Source organism: Streptomyces sp. NPDC029292 (assembly GCF_055569295.1).
In genome coordinates this window covers 567,183-589,978 of record NZ_JBVHXR010000002.1, presented here as the reverse complement: position 1 = coordinate 589,978, position 22,796 = coordinate 567,183, and the positions used below count along the sequence as shown (strand labels likewise).

20 protein-coding genes and 2 tRNA genes are annotated in these 22,796 nt (G+C 69.7%); 5 read left to right on the top strand and 17 right to left on the bottom strand.

The window, feature by feature from the left end:
- Window positions 1–66: 66 nt before the first annotated feature.
- From ACZ4WS_RS07540 to ACZ4WS_RS07525, 4 genes are all read right to left on the bottom strand, one after another.
- Window positions 67–140: transfer RNA gene (locus tag ACZ4WS_RS07540), tRNA-Met, on the bottom strand.
- Between the two features lie 229 nt (window positions 141–369).
- Window positions 370–2,229: a sel1 repeat family protein gene (locus ACZ4WS_RS07535; RefSeq protein WP_467978066.1), complete on the bottom strand. Its 1,860-nt coding sequence runs from the start codon at window positions 2,227–2,229 to the stop codon at window positions 370–372.
- Between the two features lie 298 nt (window positions 2,230–2,527).
- Window positions 2,528–2,601, bottom strand: a tRNA-Met gene (locus ACZ4WS_RS07530).
- Window positions 2,602–2,644: 43 nt separating this feature from the next.
- Window positions 2,645–5,599, bottom strand: a complete 2,955-nt coding sequence (locus ACZ4WS_RS07525; protein ID WP_467978346.1) for a UPF0182 family membrane protein — start codon at window positions 5,597–5,599, stop codon at window positions 2,645–2,647.
- 163 nt (window positions 5,600–5,762) lie between these two features.
- Between ACZ4WS_RS07525 and ACZ4WS_RS07520 the strand changes: the two genes are divergently transcribed.
- Window positions 5,763–6,305 carry a PPA1309 family protein gene (locus ACZ4WS_RS07520; RefSeq protein ID WP_467978064.1) on the top strand — a complete coding sequence of 181 codons (543 nt, stop codon included), beginning with the start codon at window positions 5,763–5,765 and terminating at the stop codon, window positions 6,303–6,305.
- Window positions 6,306–6,433: 128 nt separating this feature from the next.
- Here the strand turns inward: ACZ4WS_RS07520 and ACZ4WS_RS07515 are convergent, their stop codons facing one another.
- The 4 genes from ACZ4WS_RS07515 to ACZ4WS_RS07500 form a co-directional block, all read right to left on the bottom strand.
- On the bottom strand, window positions 6,434–7,531 hold the full coding sequence (locus ACZ4WS_RS07515) for a YlbL family protein (RefSeq protein WP_467978062.1): 1,098 nt from the start codon (window positions 7,529–7,531) through the stop codon (window positions 6,434–6,436).
- Window positions 7,532–7,603: 72 nt separating this feature from the next.
- Window positions 7,604–7,789, bottom strand: coding sequence for a hypothetical protein (locus ACZ4WS_RS07510; protein WP_467978060.1), 186 nt, complete (start codon window positions 7,787–7,789; stop codon window positions 7,604–7,606).
- 150 nt (window positions 7,790–7,939) lie between these two features.
- Window positions 7,940–8,401 (bottom strand): molybdenum cofactor biosynthesis protein MoaE, encoded by a 462-nt coding sequence (locus tag ACZ4WS_RS07505; protein WP_467978058.1) that lies wholly within the window; start codon window positions 8,399–8,401, stop codon window positions 7,940–7,942.
- A gap of 250 nt (window positions 8,402–8,651) precedes the next feature.
- Entirely contained in the window at window positions 8,652–9,764 is a 1,113-nt protein-coding gene (locus tag ACZ4WS_RS07500) for an SDR family oxidoreductase (RefSeq protein ID WP_467978056.1), read from the bottom strand.
- 190 nt (window positions 9,765–9,954) lie between these two features.
- Between ACZ4WS_RS07500 and ACZ4WS_RS07495 the strand changes: the two genes are divergently transcribed.
- Window positions 9,955–11,403: a zinc-dependent metalloprotease gene (locus tag ACZ4WS_RS07495; protein WP_467978054.1), complete on the top strand. Its 1,449-nt coding sequence runs from the start codon at window positions 9,955–9,957 to the stop codon at window positions 11,401–11,403.
- A complete protein-coding gene (locus ACZ4WS_RS07490; RefSeq protein ID WP_467978053.1) occupies window positions 11,400–11,921 on the top strand; it encodes an NUDIX hydrolase in 522 nt (173 codons plus the stop codon). The genes ACZ4WS_RS07495 and ACZ4WS_RS07490 overlap by 4 nt, the downstream gene beginning before the upstream one ends.
- A gap of 90 nt (window positions 11,922–12,011) precedes the next feature.
- On the opposite strand, the gene ACZ4WS_RS07485 is transcribed toward ACZ4WS_RS07490, so the two are convergent.
- The 4 genes from ACZ4WS_RS07485 to ACZ4WS_RS07470 all read right to left on the bottom strand — a co-directional run bounded on the left by ACZ4WS_RS07485 (window position 12,012) and on the right by ACZ4WS_RS07470 (window position 15,932).
- Window positions 12,012–12,767, bottom strand: a complete 756-nt coding sequence (locus ACZ4WS_RS07485; RefSeq protein WP_467978051.1) for an AIM24 family protein — start codon at window positions 12,765–12,767, stop codon at window positions 12,012–12,014.
- 16 nt (window positions 12,768–12,783) lie between these two features.
- Entirely contained in the window at window positions 12,784–13,464 is a 681-nt protein-coding gene (locus ACZ4WS_RS07480) for an AIM24 family protein (protein WP_467978049.1), read from the bottom strand.
- 11 nt (window positions 13,465–13,475) lie between these two features.
- Window positions 13,476–15,209: a TerD family protein gene (locus tag ACZ4WS_RS07475; RefSeq protein ID WP_467978048.1), complete on the bottom strand. Its 1,734-nt coding sequence runs from the start codon at window positions 15,207–15,209 to the stop codon at window positions 13,476–13,478.
- Between the two features lie 126 nt (window positions 15,210–15,335).
- A complete protein-coding gene (locus ACZ4WS_RS07470; RefSeq protein ID WP_467978046.1) occupies window positions 15,336–15,932 on the bottom strand; it encodes a M48 metallopeptidase family protein in 597 nt (198 codons plus the stop codon).
- Window positions 15,933–16,150: 218 nt separating this feature from the next.
- Between ACZ4WS_RS07470 and ACZ4WS_RS07465 the strand changes: the two genes are divergently transcribed.
- Window positions 16,151–17,284, top strand: a complete 1,134-nt coding sequence (locus tag ACZ4WS_RS07465; protein ID WP_467978044.1) for a TOMM precursor leader peptide-binding protein — start codon at window positions 16,151–16,153, stop codon at window positions 17,282–17,284.
- Window positions 17,285–17,324: 40 nt separating this feature from the next.
- Window positions 17,325–18,701 (top strand): ABC1 kinase family protein, encoded by a 1,377-nt coding sequence (locus ACZ4WS_RS07460; RefSeq protein ID WP_467978042.1) that lies wholly within the window; start codon window positions 17,325–17,327, stop codon window positions 18,699–18,701.
- A gap of 87 nt (window positions 18,702–18,788) precedes the next feature.
- On the opposite strand, the gene ACZ4WS_RS07455 is transcribed toward ACZ4WS_RS07460, so the two are convergent.
- The 5 genes from ACZ4WS_RS07455 to ACZ4WS_RS07435 form a co-directional block, all read right to left on the bottom strand.
- Entirely contained in the window at window positions 18,789–19,013 is a 225-nt protein-coding gene (locus tag ACZ4WS_RS07455) for a hypothetical protein (RefSeq protein ID WP_467978041.1), read from the bottom strand.
- Window positions 19,014–19,122: 109 nt separating this feature from the next.
- On the bottom strand, window positions 19,123–19,446 hold the full coding sequence (locus ACZ4WS_RS07450; protein WP_467978039.1) for a hypothetical protein: 324 nt from the start codon (window positions 19,444–19,446) through the stop codon (window positions 19,123–19,125).
- On the bottom strand, window positions 19,443–19,811 hold the full coding sequence (locus ACZ4WS_RS07445) for a WhiB family transcriptional regulator (RefSeq protein WP_467978037.1): 369 nt from the start codon (window positions 19,809–19,811) through the stop codon (window positions 19,443–19,445). Before ACZ4WS_RS07445 ends, ACZ4WS_RS07450 begins: the two co-directional genes overlap by 4 nt.
- Before the next feature lie 174 nt (window positions 19,812–19,985).
- Window positions 19,986–20,309, bottom strand: coding sequence for a hypothetical protein (locus ACZ4WS_RS07440; RefSeq protein WP_467978035.1), 324 nt, complete (start codon window positions 20,307–20,309; stop codon window positions 19,986–19,988).
- Between the two features lie 163 nt (window positions 20,310–20,472).
- A complete protein-coding gene (locus ACZ4WS_RS07435) occupies window positions 20,473–22,725 on the bottom strand; it encodes an ATP-dependent DNA helicase UvrD2 (protein WP_467978033.1) in 2,253 nt (750 codons plus the stop codon).
- Window positions 22,726–22,796: the final 71 nt, after the last annotated feature.

Here is a 22,796-nt window from a genome sequence, read left to right as displayed (position 1 = left end):
CGCCGTCCGAACGCCGACAAGCCGAAGGCCCGGATCCATGATCTGGATCCGGGCCTTCGGTTTCAGTAGCGGGGACAGGATTTGAACCTGCGACCTCTGGGTTATGAGCCCAGCGAGCTACCGAGCTGCTCCACCCCGCGTCGTTGAACTGAACATTACGTCAACCATGTGGAGCAGTGCAAATCGCTTTGTTTGTGGCCCGTCCGGCGCTCTTCTGGCCCGGCCGGCACCCCCCGGCCCGTCCGGCGTTTGAGGACGAGGCCGTCCAGGCCCGATAGCGGGGCCTGGGGCGGCAGCCGCCAGGGACGGGAAGGGTAGGGGCGGAGGGGGCGAAAGCCCCTGCCGGCCCACACCGACCCCGCCCCACCGTCAAGCAGTCAGCTCCTGCCGCAAGGCATCCCGCAGCCGAGCGGCCCGCTCGGAGACCTCAGCCGGCCCAAGAGTGACCGCCCGGTCGGCCCACCGCTGCCCTTCCGCCAGCTCCCCCTGACGCGCGTAGACGAGGGCAAGCCGCAACGCCGCCCGCCCATGCCCCGCATCCGCCGCCCGGGCCCACCACAGCGCGGCCTCCGGCTCGCTCCCCTCCCGGGCGAGCAGCAGCCCGAGATTGAAGGCGCCGTTCCGGGACCCGGCCTCCGCGGCCTCGCGGTACCACCGGGCCGCCTGCACCACATCGCCCCGCGCGGCGGCCAGCATCCCGACCCGCACCTGCGCCCGCCGATGCCCCTGCGACGCCGCCCGCTCGTACCACTCCTCGCACTCACTCTTCTCGTGCGCGGGCTCCCCCAGCTCATGGGCGGGCGCCGGCGGCCGCCGCGCGTCGAGCACGGCGGCAAGCCGGTACGCGGCCTCGGCACTGCCACCCCCCGCGGCGCACCGCAGATGCCGCTCGGCGGCCCGCTCGTCCCCCTCCCGCAGCCGCGCGATGGCAACCTGCAGCGCCGCTTCGGTGTGCCCGGCGGCAGCCGCACGCTCGTACCACCGCAGCGCGGCCACGTCATCGTCCTCGCTGCCCCGCCCGGCATGCAGGATGCCGAGGTTGAAGGCGGCGTCCACACTCCCCGCCTCCGCGGCCTTGGAGAACCACGGCTCGGCCCCGGCCGCGTCGCCGACCTGCAGCAGCAGGATGGCGAGCGCGTTCGCCGCCTCGCGGTGACCGGCGTACGCGGCACGCCGGTACCACTGCTCGGCCTGTGCGGTCCGCCCCTGCTCGGCGCAGAGCAGCCCGAGGTTGTACGCGCCGTTGATGTCACCCGCGTCCATCGCGGCGCGGTACCACCGCTCGGCGGTCTGCGTCTCACCGCGCTCGGCGTGCAGCGCGCCCAGCGCGTTCGCGGCGTTGCCGTCCCCGTCCTGCGCGGCCCGCAGCCACCACACGGCGGCGCTCTCGGTGTCGCCGGCGTCCCGCAGCAGGAACCCGAGCGCACAGGCGGCCCGCGCCTCCCCGTCCTTGGCGGACGTGAGATACCAGCGCCCGGCCTCCTTCAGCTCGCCCCGCTTCTCCAGGATCGCCCCGAGATGCAGCGCGGCCCGCCGGTGTCCGCGCGCGGACGCCTGCCGGTACCACTGTTCGGCCTCTTCACCGGCGGCACCGATGACCCCGATGACACCGTTGTCAGCACCGGCCTCGCTCGAGTCCGCGGCCTTGCGATCAAGCGTGCGCGCCAGCCGGTACGCGGCCTCGCGGTGCCCGCGCTCGGCGGCGACCCGCATCCACTGCTCCGCGCCGACGTCACTGCGGTGCTCCAGCAGATCCGCGAGCGCGTACGCCCCGAGGACGTGCCCCTGCTCGGCGGACTGGCGCAGCCAGTACTCGGCGGCGGGTTCGTCGCCGCGCTCGCGGTGGTACCGCCCGAGCGCATGCGCGGCGGCCACGGAGCCCGCGACGGCGGCGATCCGCCACCATCCGGCGGCCTCGTCGGCGTACCCGCGCTGGTGCAGGAGGACACCCAGGTTGTTGGCGGCGGCGCGGTCACCTTCGGCGGTGGCAGCGCGCAGTTGAGGCTCGGCTCCGTCGAGATCACCGCGGCGCAGCAGCATGGCTCCGAGGACGCTCATCGCCTCGACGTCGCCTTCTTCGGCGGCGAGCCGCTGGCGCGCTTCCTCGACAGCCTCGCCGGTTTCGTCCCGGTCGGAAGGCTGCGTGAGATCCGCAGGCCGCACAAAGTCGGCAGGCTGCGCAAACCGCCCTGTATCCAACAGAGTTGCCTTGTCCCCCATAACGTCCATCGTCGCACCACCTGCAACCTGGGTACACCTGGTATACCGCAGCCAGTGAGGTCACTTCAGCGTTTTGTCGACATGCCCACAGAGAGACAAGTCAAACACAGATTTCCCAACTCCCCCCGCATGGAGCAGTACTTCACACGAGTCGCCAGGTCACCGCGGGCGGCTCGGCGCGTCGCCGCCCACGTCCTCGGCGTATCCCCGCGTATGTCATCGGCACATCGCCGCACACGCCCTCGGCGCGTCGCCACACACGTCGAAGGCCCGGATCCTTGATCAGGATCCGGGCCTTCGCCTTGAGTAGCGGGGACAGGATTTGAACCTGCGACCTCTGGGTTATGAGCCCAGCGAGCTACCGAGCTGCTCCACCCCGCGCCGTTGTGTTGCAACCGTACCACGGCGCGGGGCGGCCCCTGACTCAGCCGCTGCCGGAGCTCTTGTCGCTGCTCGGACTGCTGCTGGCACTGCTGCTCGGGCTGCTGCTCGGGCTGCTGTTCTTGCTGCTACCGCTGCCACTGGTCTTGTCGGCCTTGGCCTGCGCCGCCTCGGCCCGCTTCAGCGCGTCCTCAAGATCCTTCTGTGCCACGCCGTAGGCCTTCCAGTCGCCCTTCTTGAGAGCTTCCTGACCTTGGTCGAAGGCCTTCTGGGCGTCGCTGAGTGCCTCTTGGACCGTTGGATTGCTCGATGTGGGTGGACTGGTCCCCTCGTCGGACGGCGGACTGACCGAACCGTCCGCTCCGAAGACCTTGTTGAGCGCCGCGTCGAGCGTGTCCTCGAAGGCGGTGCTGCCTCCGTAGGTCACCAATACCTTGCGCAGCAGTGGGTACTTGATTCCACCACCGCGTACGTAGACGGGCTCCACATAGAGCAGTCCTCCGTCGAGCGGAACCGTCAGCAGGTTGCCGTACTCGACTTGTGAATCACCGCCGCTCAGGAGTCTGATCGACTCCGCGATGGCCGGCTCGGAGTTGAACTGGCTCTGCACCCGTTTAGGTCCGTCGATGGTTTTGCCCGTCGGCAGTTTCAGGATGTTGATCTTGCCGTAGTCGGGCGTGCCCGCGTCGGCGTTGACCGACATGAAGGCGCTCAGGTTGTCGCGGCCGTTCGGCGTCAGTGTCGTCGTCAGCGAGAACTCCTGCGACGTGTCGCCGGGCAGCTTCATGCTCAGGTAGTACGGCGGCACGGCGCTGCCCGACTTGTTCGTCGGGTCGTCCGGGACCTGCCACACCTCGCTGCCGCTCAGGAACGTCTGGGCGTCCTTCACGTGGTAGCGGGTCAGCAGCTCGCGCTGGACCTTGAACAGGTCCTGCGGGTACCGCAGATGGTCCATGAGCGACTGCGAGATCTCGCTCTTCTTCTTGACCGTGTTCGGGAACGCCTTCATCCAGGTCTTCAGGACCGGGTCCTCGGTGTCCCACTGGTAGAGCTTGACCTCACCGGTGTACGCGTCGACGGTCGCCTTCACCGAGTTGCGGATGTAGTTGACCTGGTTCTGCTGGGCCACCACCGCGCGCTGGTTGTTGCTCGCGGTCAGCGAGTCGGCCGTCGTGTCGCCGAGGGTGGTGCGGGAGGCGTACGGATAGCCGTTGGTGGTGGTGTACGCGTCGACGATCCACTGGATCTTCCCGCCGACGACGGCCGGGTAGGCGTCACCGTCGATGGTCAGCCAGGGGGCCACCGCTTCGACGCGCTCCTTGGGGGTGCGGTTGTAGAGGATCCGGGAACCGTCCCCGATCGCGCCCGAGTAGAGAATCTGCGGCTCGCTGAACGCCACCGCGTACGCTGCCCGGTTGATCGGGCTGGAGAGGCTGACCCCGCTCTTGCCCTTGTAACTGGTGGTCTTCTCGCCGCTGTCGTCGGAGTAGTCGATCTCCTTCTGGGGACCGCCGACGATGGAGTACTGGGTGGTCTTCTCGCCGTAGTAGATCTGCTGCTGATACTCGCCCAGGTTGCCCTTGGACGGCAGGTCGTATTCGGTGAAGACCGGGCGGCCCTCGCTGTCGGCCGTGGTGCCCTTGGCCGCGACCACGCCGTACCCGTGCGTGTAACGGAAGTGGTCGTTGATCCAGTTGTTCTTCGGAATGCCCTGGAGGTTCAGCTCGCGCAGACCGATGACCGTGTCCTGGTCCTTGCCGTCCTTGCTGTACCGGTCGACGTCCAGGTTCGACGGGAAGCCGTAGTAGTTCCGCACCTGCTGGAGCTGCTGGAACGTCGGCGACACGATGTTCGGGTCCATCAGGCGGATGCTGGCGGCGGTGTTGGCGTCATCGCGCAGCTTGGTCTTGTCACTGGTGTTGCTCTTGCCCGCGTAGTCGGTGACCTTGGCGCCGTCGATGCCGTACGCCTCGCGGGTCGCCTTGAGGTTCTTCTCTACGTACGGGGCTTCCTTGGCCTGCTCGTTCGGCTGGACCTGGAACTTCTGGACGATCGCGGGGTACAGGCCGCCGATCAGGATCGCCGAGAGCACCATCAGGCCGAAGCCGATGACGGGCAGCTGCCAGGTGCGCCGCCACAGGGTGGCGAAGAACAGCAGGGCGCAGATGACGGCGATGCAGAACAGGATCGTCTTGGCGGGCAGATACGCGTTGGCGTCGACGTACCTGAGGCCCGTCCAGTTTCCGGTCGCCTTGAAGTCGCTGGACTTCACCGCGAGTCCGTACCGGTCGAGCCAGTAGGCGACCGCCTTCAGCGCGACGAAGATGCCGAGGAGCACGGAGAGATGACCGGTGGCCGCGCCCGTGGCGCGCGCCCCCGGGCTGGTGATCCGCAGCCCGCCGTACAGGTAGTGGGTGAGCGCGGCGGCGATCAGCGAGAGCACGGCGGCCGCGAAGCCGAAGCCGAGCAGGAAGCGGTACCAGGGCAGGTCGAAGGCGTAGAAGGAGACGTCGAGGTGGAACTGGGGGTCCTTCTGGTGGAAGGGCACCCCGTTCACCCACATCAGCCACGTACGCCACTGGCCGGAGGCGGACGCGCCGGCGATCAGCCCGACCAGGGAGGTGATGGCGAGCAGCAGCCACCTCTTGTAGGGCGCGATGCCCATCCGGTACCGGTCGAGGCTCTGCTGCTCCATCGACATGGCGCTGAGCGGCGGGCGCAGCCGGTGCGCCAGCCAGATGTTCACGCCGACCGCGGCCGCCATCAGCAGACCGAAGACGAAGAAGAGCCCGATCTTGGTCCACAGGGTGGTGGTGAAGACGGACGAGTAGTGAACCGACCGGTACCAGAGCCAGTCCGTCCAGAACCCCGCGAACATGACGAAGGCCATGGCCAGCACGGCCAGCACGCCCAGCGTCATGAGCAGGGTCCGGACACGCCGGGAGGGTCGGCCCACTCTGATCCGTGGCCCCGTCGGGCCTCCGCCGCGGTCCGGCATCTGGAAAGCCAAGGTGCGCACCTCGAAGTCGCTGTTGATCCGTCAGGTCCCCGTGATGGTGGACCGTCCGTAAGGCTCCGTGATCGTGGAGCCTCATCTATGCAACTTACTCACGCTTTACTCGGTTCCCGGTTCCGGGTATTAACGAGGCAGGATTGTGACCATGTCCAACACTCCCATGGCAGCGAGCCCGCTCACCCGGGCCGTACTCGAGATCGACGAGTACGCCTCCGGCCTCGGCTGGGACCAGCCCGCTCGCCTCTTCGCCCTCGTAGACACCGCGCGACTGCGGGCCCAGGAACCCGGCCTCGCGGCCCAGCTCGGCCTGCAGGACGAGCCGGAGACCACCGGTCTCACCCCCATCGAGCAGGACGAGATCCCTGCCGGCAAGCCGCTGGACGAGTTCCTCGGCACCATCGCCTGGCCGGACGCCGTGGTCGGCTGCGCCCTCACCGTGGAGCGGCTGATGCTGCCGCCGTCCGCGGAGGCGTCCGTCCCGGAGGGCCTCAGCCAGAAGAAGCTCACGAAGTGGGTCGCCGAGCACCCGGACCGTCAGGAGGTACGCATGACGGTCGGCGTGCTGCGCGACGGCACCCGCGACTCCGCGCTGCGGCTGCGCGAGAAGGACGCGCCGACGGAGGTGCTCACGGGCTCGGAGCTGGTGCCGGGCCTGGCGGAGGCCCTGTCGGCGACGTTCGCGGACTGATTTCTCGTACGAGGCTTGCGGCCTCGCACGAGGCTTCAGGCCTCTTCTCAGGCTTTCAGTTACGTCGATGGGGGCGCACCCGGTGTCGGGTGCGCCCCCATCGACGTACGAGCTCTGAGCCGGTGCGGTCAGCCCTTGGCGGTGCACTTCGGCAGGTCGGCGGTCTTGCCGGAGCTGATGTCCTTGAGGGCGCCCATCGCGTCGTCGATGGTGTTCACCTTGACGAGGGTGAGCCCCTTGGGGGTGTCCTTGGCGGCGGCCGCGCAGTTGTCCTTGGGCGTCAGGAAGTACTGGGCGCCCTTCTCCCGCGCGCCGACCGTCTTCATTTCGATGCCGCCGATCGGACCGACCTTGCCGTCGTCGTCGATGGTGCCGGTGCCGGCCACGAACTTGCCGCCGGTGAGGTTCCCCGGGGTGATCTTGTCCACGATGCCGAGCGCGAACATCAGGCCCGCGCTCGGTCCGCCGACGTCGGCGAGCTTGATGTCGATGGTGAACGGGAACGTGTGGTCGGTGCCTGCCGAGATGCCGACGATGGCCCGGGAGGCGCCGTCGTCCGCGGACTTCGCGGTGGTGATCGTGATGTCCTTGGTCTCGGTCGCCGTCTTGTTCGCCTTCTCGGCGGCGGCCTGCTCCTTGGCGGGCACGATCGTGAAGACGACCTTCTCGCCCGGCTTGTGCTTGGTGACCAGCTTCGCGACGTCCTCGGGCGCCTTCACCGTCGTACCGTCGACAGCCTTGATCACGTCTCCGGCGTGCAGCTTGCCCTCGGCCGGTGTGGCCTTGACGACCGTCGAGACGATCACCCAGGACTTCACCGGGATGTTCAGCTCCTTGAGGGCGGCGACCTTGGCGCTCTCCTGGGACTGGCTGAACTCCTCGGCGTTCTCCTGCGTCGACTGCTCCTCCGTCTTGCCGTCGGGGTAGAGCGTGTCGTGCGGGACCACCTTGCTGTCGTGCGCGAGCCACCCGTAGACGGCCTCGACAAGGTTCATCTTGTAGTTGGCGCTGGTGACCCGGACGGTGGTCATGTTCAGATGCCCGGTCGTCGGATAGGTCTTGCGCCCGGAGATCCGCAGCACCGGCTCGCCGTCGTGCTCGCCCAGCGTGTTCACCGTCGGTCCCGGTGACATCTCCGCGTACGGGACTTTGATGAACACTCCCGCGCACAGGAGCGCGATCAGGATCAGGGTGGAGGCGAGCATCGTCGCGGTGCGGCGTGGCATGGAACGACAGTACGGGACGGTGCTGTCAGCGCACCGTCCGGGCCGTCCGTACGGGGTCGGAGCGCGGGGGTCTCAGACGGCGTCGGAGTGGGACTTCTCCCTGGTCTCGGACCTCTCCATGGCCTCACGAAAGCGCGTGTATCCCGCGAGCTCGTTGCCGTCTCCCGCCGTCTTGCGATTCCGGCCGGCCCAACTACCCCACAGTCCGGCACCGATCGCAGCCACAAGCGGAATCAGCAACCAGGCGAGCGACGCCATGCCGACCTCCCAACCCCATGAGCGACCGCAACTGACTGATCAGCAGATTAACCATCCACAGTGTTAACGCTCACGGCAGGGTGAGGGTTACGCAACCGGAGGGCGGGCGAGAGGTTGGTGAGGCCTGTCTGTGGCATCGGGCCGGCTCTCTCAGCAGGCGCCGACCCATTCCTCCGAACCGTCGGAGAACTTCTGGTGCTTCCAGATCGGCACTTCGTGCTTCAGGTCGTCGATGAGCTTGCGGCACGCTTCGAAGGCCTCGCCCCGATGCGGACACGAGACGGCGACGACGACCGCGAGATCCCCGACGGCCAGATCACCGACGCGGTGCACGGCGGCCAGCGCCCGCACCGGATACTCGGCGATCACCTTCTCGGCGATCCGCCGCATCTCCGCCTCGGCACTGGGATGACACGAATACCCCAGCTCATCGACGTCGGCACCCCCGTCATGATTGCGCACGGTCCCCACGAACAGCGCGGTCCCTCCGGCGGCGTCGTCCCCGACGGCCTGGAACACCTCGTCCAGCGAGAGCGGCTCGTCACGAATCGCCAGCAGCCGGATCGGATCCTGCGCGCCCTGCTCACCGGGATGGTCATAGGTAGGTGCCATACGTCCATCGTGCCGCACCCCACTGACACCGCGAAATACCGTTTTCACCCGGCACACGCGGGTGGAGCTTTGGAGCCTCCTACAGACCAACCAGCCCGTCCGGCGTTTGAGGACGAGGCCGGTCCAGGCCGAAGCGGGGATCTGGGGGCGGCAGCCCCCAGGTACGGGACGGTAGGGGCGGAGGGGGCGAAACAACCCGACGCCGACGCCAACGCCGGGTACCCCGGAACCGCAGGGCGCGGCCTGATACTCAGATCCGCCGCCGAGCCTTGCGAGCCCGCCGGACCACGGCAGCCGCACCCAACAGAGCCACCGTCGCCCCCGCGGCCCCCGCCGCGGTCGCGTCCTTCCGCCCGAGCCGCCGCCCAGCCACCGTATGCCGCCCGGCAACCTCCTCCAGCAGCTCCGCGAGAACCTCCTCATTGGTCCACTGCGGCCGCCACCCGGCGTCATGCAGCCGGCTCCCGCTCACCACCCAGGGATACATCGTGTACGCCAGATCCCCGGCAGGCGAAGGAGTGAGCCCGATCCGGTGAAGCCGAGCGGCGGCCCCGAGGGCGACGGCGGACGGCAGCTCCATCCGCCGGATCCCGCTCAGCTCCTCGACCTCCTCCTGCTCCAGCCACCCGTCGCACCCGACGGCCAGCTCCCCCTCCACCTTCTCCACGACGGCGTACTCCAGGGCGCTGCACAGATCCTCGACATGGCAGAACTGCCACGCGGGCCGGGACCCCGCCACCACCAGCAGCCGCGGCGACTCGAAGTACCTGGTCAGAGCGGTGTCGGTACCGCCGACGAGCACGGCGGGCCGCACAACGGTGACATTAAGTCCCGGATGCGCCCGCGGCGCCCGCCGCGCGAGCCGCTCGATCTCCAGCAGGTCACCGACCCCGGTGGCCTCGGCCGTCGCCCGCAATTCGGCGTCTTCGGAGAGGGGCAGTTCGTTGTCGGGCAGCGCCCCGTAGACCATCGCGGAGGTGCACAGCACCACCCGGTGGACCCCGGCCGCCGCGGCGGCCGTGAGCACGGTCTGCGTCCCCCGGACGTTGTACGCCGTCCGGGCCGCCGCGTCCGTCTCCAGATCGAGGTCGAGCGCGAGGTGCACGACGACGTCGGCGCCGCGCAGCTTCTCGGCGATCGCCGGGTCCCGGACGTCCAGGATGTGCCACTGGGCGGCCGCGCACTCGCCGCGCCGCTCGTCGATGGCGATGACCTGCTTGATCGCCTCGGATGCGGCAAGCCGCTCGGTGAGCAGCGCGCCCACGCCGGACGCGGCGCCGGTGACCGCGACGACGGGCCCGCGCAGGGGCGGGCTGGTTGAGTGGTTTCGCGCTGCGCGAACCTGCGGATCTGGGGAACTCACCGGGCGTCTCCAGCGGTTGTCTTCAGTAACGGACGCGCGTGACGCGTCCGTACCAGGTGGCATCCATCCTGCCGCAGGCCGACAGTCGGCGAAGCACCGAGGCCCGATCGGGTTCGGGTGTCTACGCTGGGTGGTGTTGTGGGCAGCCGCCGTCGGAACGAACCGGCGGCCTTACCAGCCGAGGAATCCCGTGAGTGACACCCCATTCGGATTCGGCCTTCCGCCGGAGGAGCCGGAGAACGGCGACGAGGGCAAGAAGAAGGACCAGGAGAGCGGCGGTGGTCAGGGACCGTTCGGTTTCGGGCTGCCCGGAGCCGGCGGCCCCGGCGCCGACAATCCGCTCGCAGCGATGTTCGGTTCCATGAACCCCAATGACCTGGGTGCCGCGTTCCAGCAGCTGGGCCAGATGCTCTCGTACGAGGGCGGCCCGGTGAATTGGGACATGGCCAAGCAGATCGCCCGCCAGACGGTCTCCCAGGGCACTCCTGACGGCACCAAGGACGCGAGCGTCGGCCCCACCGAGCGCTCCGCGGTCGAGGAGGCCGTACGCCTGGCCGATCTGTGGCTGGACGACGCGACGTCCCTGCCGTCCGGCGCGGGCTCCGCGGTGGCGTGGAGCCGCGCGGAGTGGGTCGAGGCGACCCTTCCCGTGTGGAAGGAGCTCGTCGACCCGGTAGCCGAGCGTGTCGGCGCGGCCATGGGCGACGTCCTGCCGGAGGAGATGCAGGCCATGGCGGGCCCGCTCATCGGAATGATGCGCTCGATGGGCGGCGCCATGTTCGGTACGCAGATCGGGCAGGCCGTGGGCGTGCTCGCGGGCGAGGTCGTCGGCTCGACCGACATCGGCCTGCCGCTCGGCCCGGCCGGCAAGGCCGCGCTGCTGCCGCTGAACATCGAGTCGTTCGGCAAGGACCTGGGCATCCCCCAGGAGGAGGTGCGGCTCTACCTCGCCCTGCGCGAGGCCGCCCACCAGCGTCTCTTCGCGCACGTGCCGTGGCTGCGCTCGCACCTGTTCGGCGCGGTCGAGGGCTACGCGCGCGGGATCAAGGTCGACACGGCCAAGCTGGAGGACGTGGTCGGCCAGTTCGACCCGCAGAACCCGGAGGAGCTGCAGCAGGCACTCCAGCAGGGCATGTTCCAGCCGGAGGACACGCCGGAGCAGAAGGCCGCGCTGGCCCGCCTGGAGACGGCGCTCGCGCTCGTCGAGGGCTGGGTGGACGCGGTCGTGCACTCGGCCGCCAAGCCGCGTCTTGCGTCCGCGGACGCGCTGCGCGAGACGCTGCGCCGCCGCCGTGCCACGGGCGGCCCCGCCGAGCAGACGTTCGCCACGCTGATCGGCCTGGAGCTGCGTCCGCGCCGGCTGCGGGACGCCTCGCGCCTGTGGGCCTCGCTCACCGACGCGCGCGGTGTCGACGGCCGTGACGGCCTGTGGGCCCACCCGGACATGCTGCCGACCGCGTCCGACCTGGACGACCCGGACGGCTTCGTGCACCGCGAGCAGCTGGACTTCTCCGAGATCGACAAGATGCTCGGCGAGGCGGCGAGCGGTTCGGGCTCCGGCGAGAAGCCGAACCTGAAGAAGGACGACGGCCCCAAGGACGCCCCCAGGAACGACGACAAGGGCGACGACACCGAGTGAGCCTTCACGACGACGCGGTCCTCGTACTGAAGAGCTACGAGGACCAGGAAGAGCTGCGCCAGGCGTATCTGGACCACCTCTCCGAGCACCCCGACGGGACCTGGAAGTCCTGCTCGTCCGGGCATGTCACGGCGAGCGCGCTGGTGATCGACCCGACGCGCGGCCGCGTTCTGCTGACGCTGCACCGCAAACTCCAGATGTGGCTGCAGATGGGCGGCCACTGCGAGCCGGGTGACGCGACGCTGTCGGCGGCCGCGCTGCGCGAGGCGACCGAGGAGTCGGGCATCGCGGGGCTGACCCTGCTGCCGGGCGGCCCTGTGACCCTGGACCGGCACGCCATCCCGGCTCCGTGCAACTGGCACCTGGACGTCCAGTACGCCGCGCTCGCCCCGGCCGACGCCGTGGAGGCCATCAGCGACGAGTCCCTCGACCTGCGCTGGTTCGGCTACGACGAGGTCGCGGCGGTGGCGGACGCGTCGGTCGTACGGCTGCTGGAGGCCACCCGCGCCAGGCTCTGAACGCGTGTAAGGGGTGACCGCAATGGCGGTCACCCCTTACCTGTCACAGCCGGCCCGCAGCCTTGTACGGCGGCGCTTCCCGCGGCGGGGTCAGCTCCAGACGTTGCCCTGGTTCTGTGCGTGCGCACCGTGCTGGCCCATGCCGTACTGGGCGCGCAGCCCCTGGCCGATCACCGCGTTCTGCGGCGGCAGCATTTCACTGGGCTGGACGAGCGCGTAGCCGTTGCCCATGAAGCTCAGCTCCCAGCCCTCACCGGTGTTGCCCCGGCGCCGCCACACCCCGGAGGAGTGCGTCTGGGCCTGCATCTGCACGCGCAGGCTGGTGGACCATGCGACGATCGCGTCGGCGTCGCAGTTGACGTACCGGTCCGGCGTGACCTGCATCATCAGCGGCATTCCGGAGGTCATCAGCGCGACCTTGCCGCGCCCGGTGATGTTGAGCTGGTACTTGCCTGAGCCGGCGATACCGTACTGGCTGTCCACGGCGATGACCTCGTAGTGCAGCGCGGAGTCCATCGCCAGGACGTAGCTGCTGTCGACGGTGAGGCCGTCCTGGTCCACGTCGACCACGTGCACGTGCTGGCCCAGGTTCGCGAGGTAGACCGTGCCCTGCCCATGGCAGCGCATCAGGTCGAGGCCCTCGCCGGTGTACGCACGCGCCCGGTGCTGGCTGTTGTTCTGGTACTCGGCGTCGAACTCGACGAGCCCCTGGTACGCGACCATGGTGCCCTTGCGGGCGAGCATGTCGTCGTGGCCCTCCAGGACGACGCGCAGCATCTGCGAGTTCTGCAGGCTGTAGCGCTCCTGGGTCTGCTGTTCGTTGTAGCCGAAAAGCGGGCTCTGCATGGTGTGTCGCTCCCCCTCAGCCCCGGACTCGGAGGCGGTCGGTGCTGTCCTCGCTGGGCTGGACGACGACGATGCCCTGCCCGGAGAACGCCATCTGGTACGCCTCGCCGCTGCCGCGCCCGATCAGCGACTGCGCCTTGAAGCTGCGCTTGCCCTTCACCTTGAGGTTCGGGGACCAGGCGACGAGCGCGTCCGGGTCGACGTACGTCTCGTCCTCACCGCCACCGCAGTCGACGACGATCGGCTTGCCCCGGGAGGTCAGCGCGACCCACCCCTGGCCGGAGATCTTGGTGTTCCACAGGCCCTGCCCGGCGAACTTGGCGAGCCCCTTCACCCGCTCGACGCCCCAGGTGAGGTGCGCGTCGAAGGCGAGCAGGTTGGTGGCGTTGACGGAGATCGCGTCCCCGTTGAGGTTGATGACGACGACGTTCGCCCCGTAGTCGGCGAGGTAGAGCAGGCCGTCGCCGGAGCACTTCATGAGGGGCGCGCCCTCACCGGTGATCCAGTCGCGCGCGATCTGCCGTACGGCCGGCGGGTTGGGCTCGTACTGGACGAAACCTTCGTAGGCGACCATCGATCCCACGCGCGCGAGGAGGTCGTTTCCGGTCTGCATGGCGACCTTCAGCATGTGATTGCCGTGGTTCTCCATGCGGGCGGTGACGGGTGCCGGGGCGAAGCCCGCGAGTGGCTGGTTCATGACGGGCTCCCTCAGACCTCGTACGGCTGGACGACGATGAAATTGCCGGGCGCGCCGCGGAACTGGAGGTTCACGCTCTCTCCGGTGTCGCCGGGGTAGGCGTTCCGGCGCATCCGCACCTGGCTGGAGACGATCACCTGGGAGGCTGCGGACCACGCGACGACGGCGTTGCAGTCGGCGAACGTCGTGGGTGTGACAGGCAGCACGACTGGCGCGCCATGGGTCTTCACGACGATCGTGCCGGTCCCCTGGAACTGCATCGTGAACAGGGCCCCGCCGGGGATCCCGTGTCCCTCGATGCGGCGGACCTCGTACTGGAGGGACTCGTCGAAGGCGAGGACGCTCTCCGCGGAGACACAGATCGCGTCGCCCTGGAGCTCGATGGGGTGCACCTGGGTGGAGTTCTCCGCGAGGAACACCTGGCCCTGGCCCGTACAGCGCATCAGCTGCATCTCCTGGCCGGTCGCGTTGCCCACGATCCGCCCGGCGAAGCCCGCACCCTTGTAGCTGAAGTCGACCTTGCCCTGGTAGAGCACCATGCTGCCCTGGCGGGCCAGCACGGGCTGACCGCCGATGCCGAGGTCGACGCGGATCAGCTTCTTGTTCTGCTGCGTCCACCGCTGGCCGGTGGGCGTCTCCTTGAAGGCCCCCAGCGCAGCAGCGACACCGGCACCGCCCTGCGGGGCGCCCTGGGGAGCGCCGTACGGGGAAGGTGCGCCGGCCTGGCCGGGCAGCTGGCCCGGGACCTGACCGTACGGCGGCTGCTGACCGTAGCCAGGGGGTGCGGTCGGGGCCTGCTGGCCATAACCGGGAGGCGCGGGCGGAGCCTGCTGACCGTAACCGGGAGGCGCGGCCGGAGCCTGCTGGCCGTAACCGGGCGGCATCGGAGCCGTCTGGCCGGGCGGCTGCTGACCGTAGCCGGGGGGCGGGCCGGGCTGCCCGGGAGGCTGTGCGTAAGGCGCGGGGCCCGGCGGCGCCACGGTGCCACCCGGCGGAGTGTGCAGGGGCGCGATGATGGTCGGCGCGGCGTGCACCGAGGGCGCGGGCGCCGGCGCGGGAGGCGCTGCGCCCCCCGGGGGCGGCGCGAAACCCTGCGCGGCGGGCTGGGGCGCCGGGGCTGGAGCCGGTGCGGGCGCCGGTGCGGCCGGGGCGCCGAACGCGGGCGGAGCGAAGGACGGTGCGGCGCCGGCCTGCTGCTGCGGCGCGGCGGGCTGCTCGTCGGCGACCTCGCCGCCGAAGTTCTTCAGCAGCGCATCGAGGCCGCCGTCGAAGCCCTGTCCCACGGCCGCGAACCGCCAGACGTCCTTCAAGTAGAAGTCGCCCAGCATCACGGCGCGTTCCGTGGAGAACTCCGCGCCGCTGAACGAATACCGGGCCACCTCCTCGCCACCCGCGACGATACGGAGATACCCGGGGGCGATCTGCGACATCTGCCCGGCACCGTCGATCGTCGCCGTGAACGACAACTTCTGGATCTGCGCCGGGATCCGGCCGAGCGTGACGCGGAAGGACTCCGAGTCACCCGACTGGGCACCCAGAAGCTGAATGGACTCCTCAGGGGTCTTCGGCTGGTTGAAGAAGATGAAGTACCGGTCGTCCGAAAGCCGTTCACCGGCGTCCAGACCGAAGCAACTGATGTCGAAGGTCAGTCCGGGGCCGGTGATCTGCACACCTACGTACAGATCGGTGCCCGCGGTGAGGTCACTGATCCTGGCCTTGTGGCCGCGTTGGAATTCCCTGGCCATGCGTAACGACCGTCCCCCATCCGGAATGCGAGTGCGTCGCGCCAGGCTAACGGCAAACACTGGGAGTGGACGAAGCCGGTACAGACCCGGTACACAATCACCCCTCGCGACGCGCGCGGACCACCCCTACTCGTCGCGCGCGGCGGGCAGATGGGGCAGCCGGTCCGCCGCGACCACCCCTTCGAGGTAGCCGCGAGCACGCTCGGTACGCGGATACGCCTCCAGGAGCCGCCAGAAGCGGGGCCCGTGTCCGGGCACGAGCAGATGCGCGAGTTCGTGGACGAGGACGTAGTCGACGACGTACTCGGGCATGCCCTGCAACCGGTGCGACAGACGGATACTGCCCTCGGACGGCGTGCACGAGCCCCAGCGCGTGTTCTGGTTGGTGACCCAGCGAACCGACGCGGGCCGGGCACGGCCGTCGAAGTACTGGTCCGACAGACGCGCCGCCCGCTCGGCCAGCTCGGTGTCGCCGAGCACCCTTTTGTTCTCCTGGGCGGCCAGCTTGTCGAGCATGACGGTCACCCAGCGCTGTTCCTCCGCCTCGGACATCCGGGCGGGGATGAGCACAACGGTGCGATCGCCCTCGCGGTACGCGGAGACCGTTCTGCGCCGTCGCGCGCTCCTGCGGACCTCGATCGCGCTCGCCCCCGAGCCGCTTGGCGGCGGGCTCGTCGTACTGCGCTGTGGTTTTCCGGCGCGGTGCAGTGGGTCGGCGGGCACGCCCTGACGTTACCCGCTGCACACGGGGGAAGTCCCGCCCCCGGGACGGTTCGATGCCGATCCGCACTCCGAGCGCTTGATTTGTACGACGAACGCCCCCACCTGTGGACAACTTTCGGCACCGTTCGGCCGCGACGGGCATGCTGGCATTCGATCGGCGGCGCGCAACTCGCACCCGCCGACACACGGGGACGCTCTACGGACCACGGGGGTCGGTCATGCATCCGATGGTGAAACCCGCGCTGCGGCGCGGCTGGCGGGATCTCAACACCGTGCAGTTCGGGATGGCACCCGCGCACGCGATGGTGCTGGGCCCGATGGACACGGCGACGGGCAGCTTCCTCGACCTGCTCGACGGAACACGCGGGCTGCCACTCCTGCGCGACGAGGGACGCAAGATGGGTCTGCCCGACGGCCATGTCGACGGGCTGGTGGAGCGGCTGGCCCACTCCGGTCTGCTCGACGACGCGACGGGAGGCGGCCCGGCCGCGGACACCTTGCGCCAGAAGAAGCCGGTCCTGGACCGGCTGCGCCCCGACCTCGCGTCCCTCTCCCTCGTCGCCCCCGAGCCGGGCGACGCCATCAAACGCCTTGCCGCCCGCCGCTCTTTGCGCGTACAGGTACGGGGCGCCGGCCGGGTCGGAGTGGTCATGGCCTCGCTGATCGCCGGTGCGGGCGTGGGCGAGGTCGATGTCTGCGACGTCGGCTGCGTCGAACCGTGGGACGTGGCGCCGGGCGGGCTGCCCGCGGACTCCATCGGCGAGCGCCGGGGGGAAGCCGCCCGCCGGGCGGTGCGCCGAGCGGCACCGGACCGCCCACCGCGAACACCCTCCGATGAGGAGGAGGAGCGTGGACTGTCGCTGGTGATCCTCACCCCCCGTGACGGCCTCGCCGTCCACGCGCCCGACCCGGTCGCCGCCGAGCCCCTGATCACTTCAGGGACACCACATCTCTACGCCGGAGTTGTGGAGGGCACAGGTGTCGTCGGCCCGCTGGTCCTGCCCGGCGACACGGGCTGCGCGGGCTGCCTGGACCAGGGGCGCGTCGACCGGGATCCGACCTGGCCGCGCCTGGTCGCACAGTGGCGCTCCGGGCAGCGGCGCCAGGTCCCGGCGTGCGACCTCGCGCTGGCGGCCGGCGTCGCCGGACTCGCGGCGGGTCACGCACTGGCCTTCCTGGACGGGGAGTTGCCGTCGAGCGCGGGAGCCCGCTGGGAGACGTCCGTACCGGGCTTCGACTGGCACGCGAGACCGGTCTGGTCGCATCCGGCATGCCCCTGCGGCGCGGCGGAGAAAGGTAAGGGGGAGCGCGCCTCCGAGGACGGCGAGCCGCACGACACAATGGCCGAGTAACAGCCGTACGCGGCACGGCTGTCTGGGACTTGGAGGGCGCATGTCTGATCTTCCCCGGAAGGCGGTCACCCGTACTGCCAAACTCGCCGCGCTACCGCTCGGCTTCGCCGGGCGGGCGACCTGGGGACTCGGCAAACGGATCGGCGGGAAGTCGGCGGAGATCGTGGGCCGCGAGCTGCAGCAGCGCACGGCGGAGCAGCTGTTCAAGGTGCTCGGTGAGCTGAAGGGCGGCGCGATGAAGTTCGGGCAGGCGCTGTCCGTCTTCGAGTCGGCCCTGCCCGAGGAGGTCGCGGGGCCGTATCGCGCGGCGCTGACGAAGCTCCAGGAAGCGGCACCTCCCATGCCGACGCGCACGGTGCACTCCGTGCTGGAGGAGCAGCTCGGCGAGGACTGGTCCGAGCTGTTCCTGGCGTTCGAGGACAAACCGTCCGCGGCGGCCTCGATCGGCCAGGTGCACCACGCGGTATGGCACGACGGGCGCGAGGTCGCGGTCAAGGTGCAGTACCCCGGGGCGGGCGAGGCCCTGCTGTCCGATCTGACCCAGCTCAGCCGATTCGCCAGACTCCTGGGCCCCCTGATCCCCGGCATGGACATCAAGCCGCTCATCGCGGAGTTGCGCGACCGGGTGTCCGAGGAACTCGACTACGGACTGGAGGCGCAGGCCCAGGAGGCACACGCGCAGGAGTTCGCGGGCGACCCGGATGTCCTCGTACCGGCGGTGGTCCACCAGTGCGACCAGATCCTGGTGACCGAATGGGTCGACGGGATACCCCTGTCGGAGGTGATCGCCGACGGCACCCAGGAGCAGCGGGACCGCGCCGGCCAGCTGCTGGCCCGCTTCCTCTTCTCGGGCCCCGCCCGCACCGGACTGCTGCACGCCGATCCGCACCCCGGCAACTTCCGTCTGCTGCCCGATGAGAAGAGCGGCTGGCGTCTGGGCGTCCTGGACTTCGGCACGGTCGATCGTCTCCCCGGCGGCCTGCCCTCGCCGATCGGCGACTCCCTGCGCATGACCCTCGACGGCGAGGCGGAGGCGGTCTACGAACTGCTCTGCGAGGAGGGCTTCGTCAAGGAGTCCATAGAGCTCGAACCCGACGCGGTCGTGGACTACCTCCTGCCGATCATCGAACCGGCCCAGGCCGACGAGTTCACCTTCACCCGGGGCTGGATGCGCAGCCAGGCCGCCCGGGTGGCCGACCCCCGCTCCCCCGCCTACCAGCTCGGCAAGCGACTCAACCTGCCCCCGTCCTACCTCCTGATACACCGCGTGACCCTGAGCACCATCGGCGTCCTGTGCCAACTGGGCGCCACGGTCCGCCTCCGCGACGAACTGGAGGAGTGGCTGCCGGGGTTCATGCCGGACGAGGAAATGACGGACGAGCTGCTGGACGGGGAGGAGTCGGCGGCGGAGGCGTGAGTTTGGGCTGCCTTTGAGCGGCTGAGGGGAGGGCGGGGGGAGGGGTGGGGCGGGGCGGGAGGGAGGCCCCCCGGAGGAGAGCGTGACTTACCACCACGCCGAGTCGAGCCGCCCCTCGATCGCCCTGAGGTTGGTGCGAGCGCAGCTGTCGCAGAAGTAGTGGCGGGTCCCGTTCTCCACGGAGCAGGTCCAGGTCGGCTGGGGGCCCTCTGCCGGCGTGCCACAACGGGCGCACGCGATGCGCTGGGCCTCGGCCGTGTCGGGCCGCTGCGCGGTGCCGCGGTTGTCACTGTCCCCGGGAAGACTCGTCACTCGGCGACGATATCGCCGTGGTCGGCGGTTCGCCTGGCACAACGCACCGCGGGGGCCGGTCCCTTCGGACCGACCCCCGCGAGGAGTTACTGCCTGCGACTGCCGTCGGCTACTGCATGACCGCCATGGCCAGCGCGCGCCGGGCTCGCATCGAGGCGCGCTCGGCCCGACGCTGCATCCGGCGGGCGGTCGCCAGGCGCACGGCCCGGCGTTCCCGCTCGGCGTCGTGCAGTCGCTCGTGCATATGCGCACGAGCCAGGGCTTCTGGGATGAGTTGCATCTCTCGGGTCCTGTTCTGACGCGAGTCGTTCGCGCCGGTGGTGGTGAAGTCTGGGATGGCGGAGCCGGCGGGCTCGCTGGTGGACGGCTTCATCGGGGCCTGCTTCTTGGGGTCGTGCGTCAGGGGGCGGTCGATCGTTCCTCGGGTGTTCATGCCGCAACCGGGTTCTTGCGCGGGCGGCCGCGGGGCCGCTTGCGGGCCACGACGACACCCTGGACGAAGAGCTCGCCACCCCAGACGCCCCAGGGCTCACGCCGCTCCTTGGCGCCGGCGAGGCAGGCCTCGATCAGCGGGCAGGTGCGGCAGAGGGACTTGGCGTACTCGACATCGGCCGGCGACTCGGCGAAGAAGACCTCCGGGTCGTAGGAGCGGCAGGGGACGGGTACGCCGAGGCTCTCGATGGCGTCGTCGAGCGCGGTGAGCGCAGTGAGCGGGATCAAGGTGGAGTCCTCCGTGAGGCCGGGCGGGGGGATCGTTTCGGAAGGCGGTACGGACGGGGCGTGCGCTTCGAGTTGCACGGTTCGTCTTCCTCGTCTGGTCGTGCCGGCCGGTTGGCCGGTTGGCGGCTGGTACCGGGTTCTTTTCTTGTCCCGAGGCCCCTTCGCTCTGTCGTCCCTGGTTGGGGACAAACAGAAGGGCCGCGGATCCCGGGTGGGGTTCCGCGGCCCTGAAGGCGCCGACCTGATCGAAGATCAGGCTGGATCACTCCAGGGTTCAGGCCCACGGAAGGCCCACATCGTGTGGTGCTGCGTCGTCTGCTTCAGGGATCCGGCACCGGCTGCCGCAAAGGCATAGGCATGTGCCTCTGCCACTACTGCTGCTTCCAGTGCCTGGGTCGGTCGCTCATTGCGCTCACGGATGGGAAGACCCGCGAGAGGCAGGGAGGACGCCGGACGGACGGCGGAGATGCCGGACAGACCGGTGCCGAGGTTCGAGACGCCGAGCATGCACAGGGAGACGACCGAGCGATCGGTCATTTTGACGGTGCTGATGGAGCTGGTGTTGATGCTGATCACTGGAATCGCCTCCTCTCGGCGTCTATGGGGACTGGGGTGAGCCGGTCCGACGGTTATTAAGTACAGCACGGAACCAGGGCCTTGGAGAAGGCCGCCGTTTCCGTGTTAAGAACCTATGGGGATTGCTGGGGCATGCGCAAACTATTTTTTCGACGAGTTTGTATCAGTCACCTTCGTCGTCTCCTCCAGGGTCTTGACCTGCGCAGATGGCCAGAACATCGGCTCCGAACCGGTTGAGCTTGCGTGCTCCGACCCCGGGGATCCGCGCCAGCTCGCCCTCGTCGTCCGGCACGGTCTCGGCGATCGCCATCAGTGTCTTGTCGGTGAAGACGCAGAACGCGGGTTGCCCACTGCGCTGCGCCTGCACCGCCCGCCACTCGCGCAGTCGCTCGTAGAGGCCCTCGTCCATGTCGGAGGGACAGTCCTCGCAGCGCATCAGCTTCATCTCGCCGGCGTCGGTGAGGGTGCGGCCGCAGACCCGGCAGCGGGCCGGGGTCCTGTTTCTTCGCCGTACGGCGGTTCCGCCGCTGCTTCCGGCACCGCGCTCGATGCCTCCGGAGGCGCCGCCGCCGCTTCGGCCGGCGGTGGCGACGGAGCCGGGGCGCAGCCCGTCCAGGAAGCGGCTGGGCCGGCGGTTGGGTCTGCCGCCGGGTGAGCGGGACAGGGACCAGGAGAGGTGGAGGTGTTCTCTGGCGCGGGTGACGCCGACGTAGAGGAGGCGGCGTTCTTCCTCGATCTGTTCGTCGGTCTTTGCGTAGGTGATCGGCATCATGCCCTCGGCGACGCCAACCAGGAAGACGACGTCCCACTCCAGTCCCTTGGCGGAGTGCAGGGAGGCGAGGGTGACGCCTTGGACGGTTGGGGCGTGCTGGGCGCTCGCTCGCTCGTCGAGCTCCGCCACCAGGTCGCTGAGTGTGGCGCCGGGTTTGGCCGTGGCGAAGTCCTGGGCGAGGTGCACGAGGGCGGCGAGTGACTCCCAGCGTTCTCTGACCGCGCCGGATCCGGCGGGAGGCTGGCTGGTCCAGCCTTCGCCCGACAGCACGGCACGGACCTGTGAGGGCAGGTCGATGGCGTCGTCGAGGAGGGAGTCGTTGGCTCCGAAGCGGGCTGCGGCGCGCAGGGCGGAGCCCGCTTTGCGCACTTCGGGGCGGTCGAAGAACCGCTCGGCGCCGCGCAGCTGGTAGGGCACTCCGGCGTCGGCGAGGGCCTGTTCGTAGATCTCGGACTGGGAGTTGGCGCGGAAGAGAATCGCGATTTCGCCTGCGGGGACGCCGGAGGTGATGAGGTCGCGGATGCGGCGGGCGGCGCCCTCGGCTTCGGCGGGTTCGTCCGTGTACTCGGCGTAGACGGGCTCGGGGCCCGGCTGGCGCTGGGAGATCAGTTCCAGGCGGTGGTCGGCGGCTCGGCCGCGGGCCTGGGCGAGCAGGCCGTTGGCGAGGTGGACGACCTGGGGCGAGGAGCGGTAGTCGCGGACGAGCTTGACGACGGTGGCTCCGGGGTGGCGGGTGCGGAAGTCGAGAAGGTGGTCGGGAGTTGCACCGGTGAACGAATAGATCGTCTGGCTGGCGTCGCCGACGACGCAGAGGCTGTCGCGGTCACCGAGCCACAGTTCCAGGAGGCGTTGCTGGAGGGGGCTGACGTCCTGGTACTCGTCGACCACGAAGTGCTGGTATTGGGAGCGGACCTGCTGGGCGATGTCGTGCCGGTCCTGGAGGATGGCGACCGTCAGCAGCAGGACGTCTTCGAAGTCGATGACCGCGCGGTCGCGCTTGAGGTCCTCGTAGGTTCCGTAGAGCTGGGCGATCTCGGAGGGGTTGCGGGGGGCCTCGCGGCCGGCTTTGGCGGCGGCGGCCGCGTAGTCGGCGGGGATGGTCTGGGTGACCTTGGACCATTCGATTTCGGCGGTGACGTCGCGCAGTTCGCCGCGGTCGAGGCGGATGCGGCAGGCCGCGGCCGCGTCGGCGACGAGTTGGATCTTGCGGTCGACGAGCCGGGGCAGGCCGCCGCCGACTGCTTTCGGCCAGAAGTACTGGAGCTGGCGCAGCGCGGCGGAGTGGAAGGTGCGGGCTTGGACGCCTCCGGCGCCGAGCTGGCGGAGGCGGCCGCGCATCTCGCCCGCGGCCCGGTTGGTGAACGTGACGGCCAGCACGCTGGAGGGCTGGAGGATTCCGGCGCGCACCCCGTACGCGATGCGGTGGGTGATCGCCCGCGTCTTGCCGGTGCCGGCGCCCGCCAGTACGCACACCGGACCGTGCAGGGCGGTGGCGACCTCGCGCTGCTCGGGGTCGAGCCCGTCGAGCACCGCGTCGGCCGTGTCCGGAACCTGCGGGAAGAGGGTGGAGTGCGTTGCTGCTGTCACCCCGCCATGCTGCCAGGTCGCCGGAGACGGATGAGCCGGTTGTCCACAGGGAGGCACCTGCAGTCGTACTAATGCGGCAGGCGTCACGTCCTGCCGGGGAATCCCGGGATACCCCCCGCGGGAATGGC

What these genes read in the sequence shown, in the direction of transcription:
- ACZ4WS_RS07535 (WP_467978066.1), bottom strand. Translation starts at nt 2,229, where the DNA reads ATGGACGTTATGGGGGACAAGGCAACTCTGTTGGATACAGGGCGGTTT.
- ACZ4WS_RS07525 (WP_467978346.1), bottom strand. Translation starts at nt 5,599, where the DNA reads ATGCCGGACCGCGGCGGAGGCCCGACGGGGCCACGGATCAGAGTGGGC.
- ACZ4WS_RS07520 (WP_467978064.1), top strand. Translation starts at nt 5,763, where the DNA reads ATGTCCAACACTCCCATGGCAGCGAGCCCGCTCACCCGGGCCGTACTC.
- ACZ4WS_RS07515 (WP_467978062.1), bottom strand. Translation starts at nt 7,531, where the DNA reads ATGCCACGCCGCACCGCGACGATGCTCGCCTCCACCCTGATCCTGATC.
- ACZ4WS_RS07510 (WP_467978060.1), bottom strand. Translation starts at nt 7,789, where the DNA reads ATGGCGTCGCTCGCCTGGTTGCTGATTCCGCTTGTGGCTGCGATCGGT.
- ACZ4WS_RS07505 (WP_467978058.1), bottom strand. Translation starts at nt 8,401, where the DNA reads ATGGCACCTACCTATGACCATCCCGGTGAGCAGGGCGCGCAGGATCCG.
- ACZ4WS_RS07485 (WP_467978051.1), bottom strand. Translation starts at nt 12,767, where the DNA reads ATGCAGAGCCCGCTTTTCGGCTACAACGAACAGCAGACCCAGGAGCGC.
- ACZ4WS_RS07480 (WP_467978049.1), bottom strand. Translation starts at nt 13,464, where the DNA reads ATGAACCAGCCACTCGCGGGCTTCGCCCCGGCACCCGTCACCGCCCGC.
- ACZ4WS_RS07475 (WP_467978048.1), bottom strand. Translation starts at nt 15,209, where the DNA reads ATGGCCAGGGAATTCCAACGCGGCCACAAGGCCAGGATCAGTGACCTC.
- ACZ4WS_RS07465 (WP_467978044.1), top strand. Translation starts at nt 16,151, where the DNA reads ATGCATCCGATGGTGAAACCCGCGCTGCGGCGCGGCTGGCGGGATCTC.
- ACZ4WS_RS07460 (WP_467978042.1), top strand. Translation starts at nt 17,325, where the DNA reads ATGTCTGATCTTCCCCGGAAGGCGGTCACCCGTACTGCCAAACTCGCC.
- ACZ4WS_RS07450 (WP_467978039.1), bottom strand. Translation starts at nt 19,446, where the DNA reads ATGAACACCCGAGGAACGATCGACCGCCCCCTGACGCACGACCCCAAG.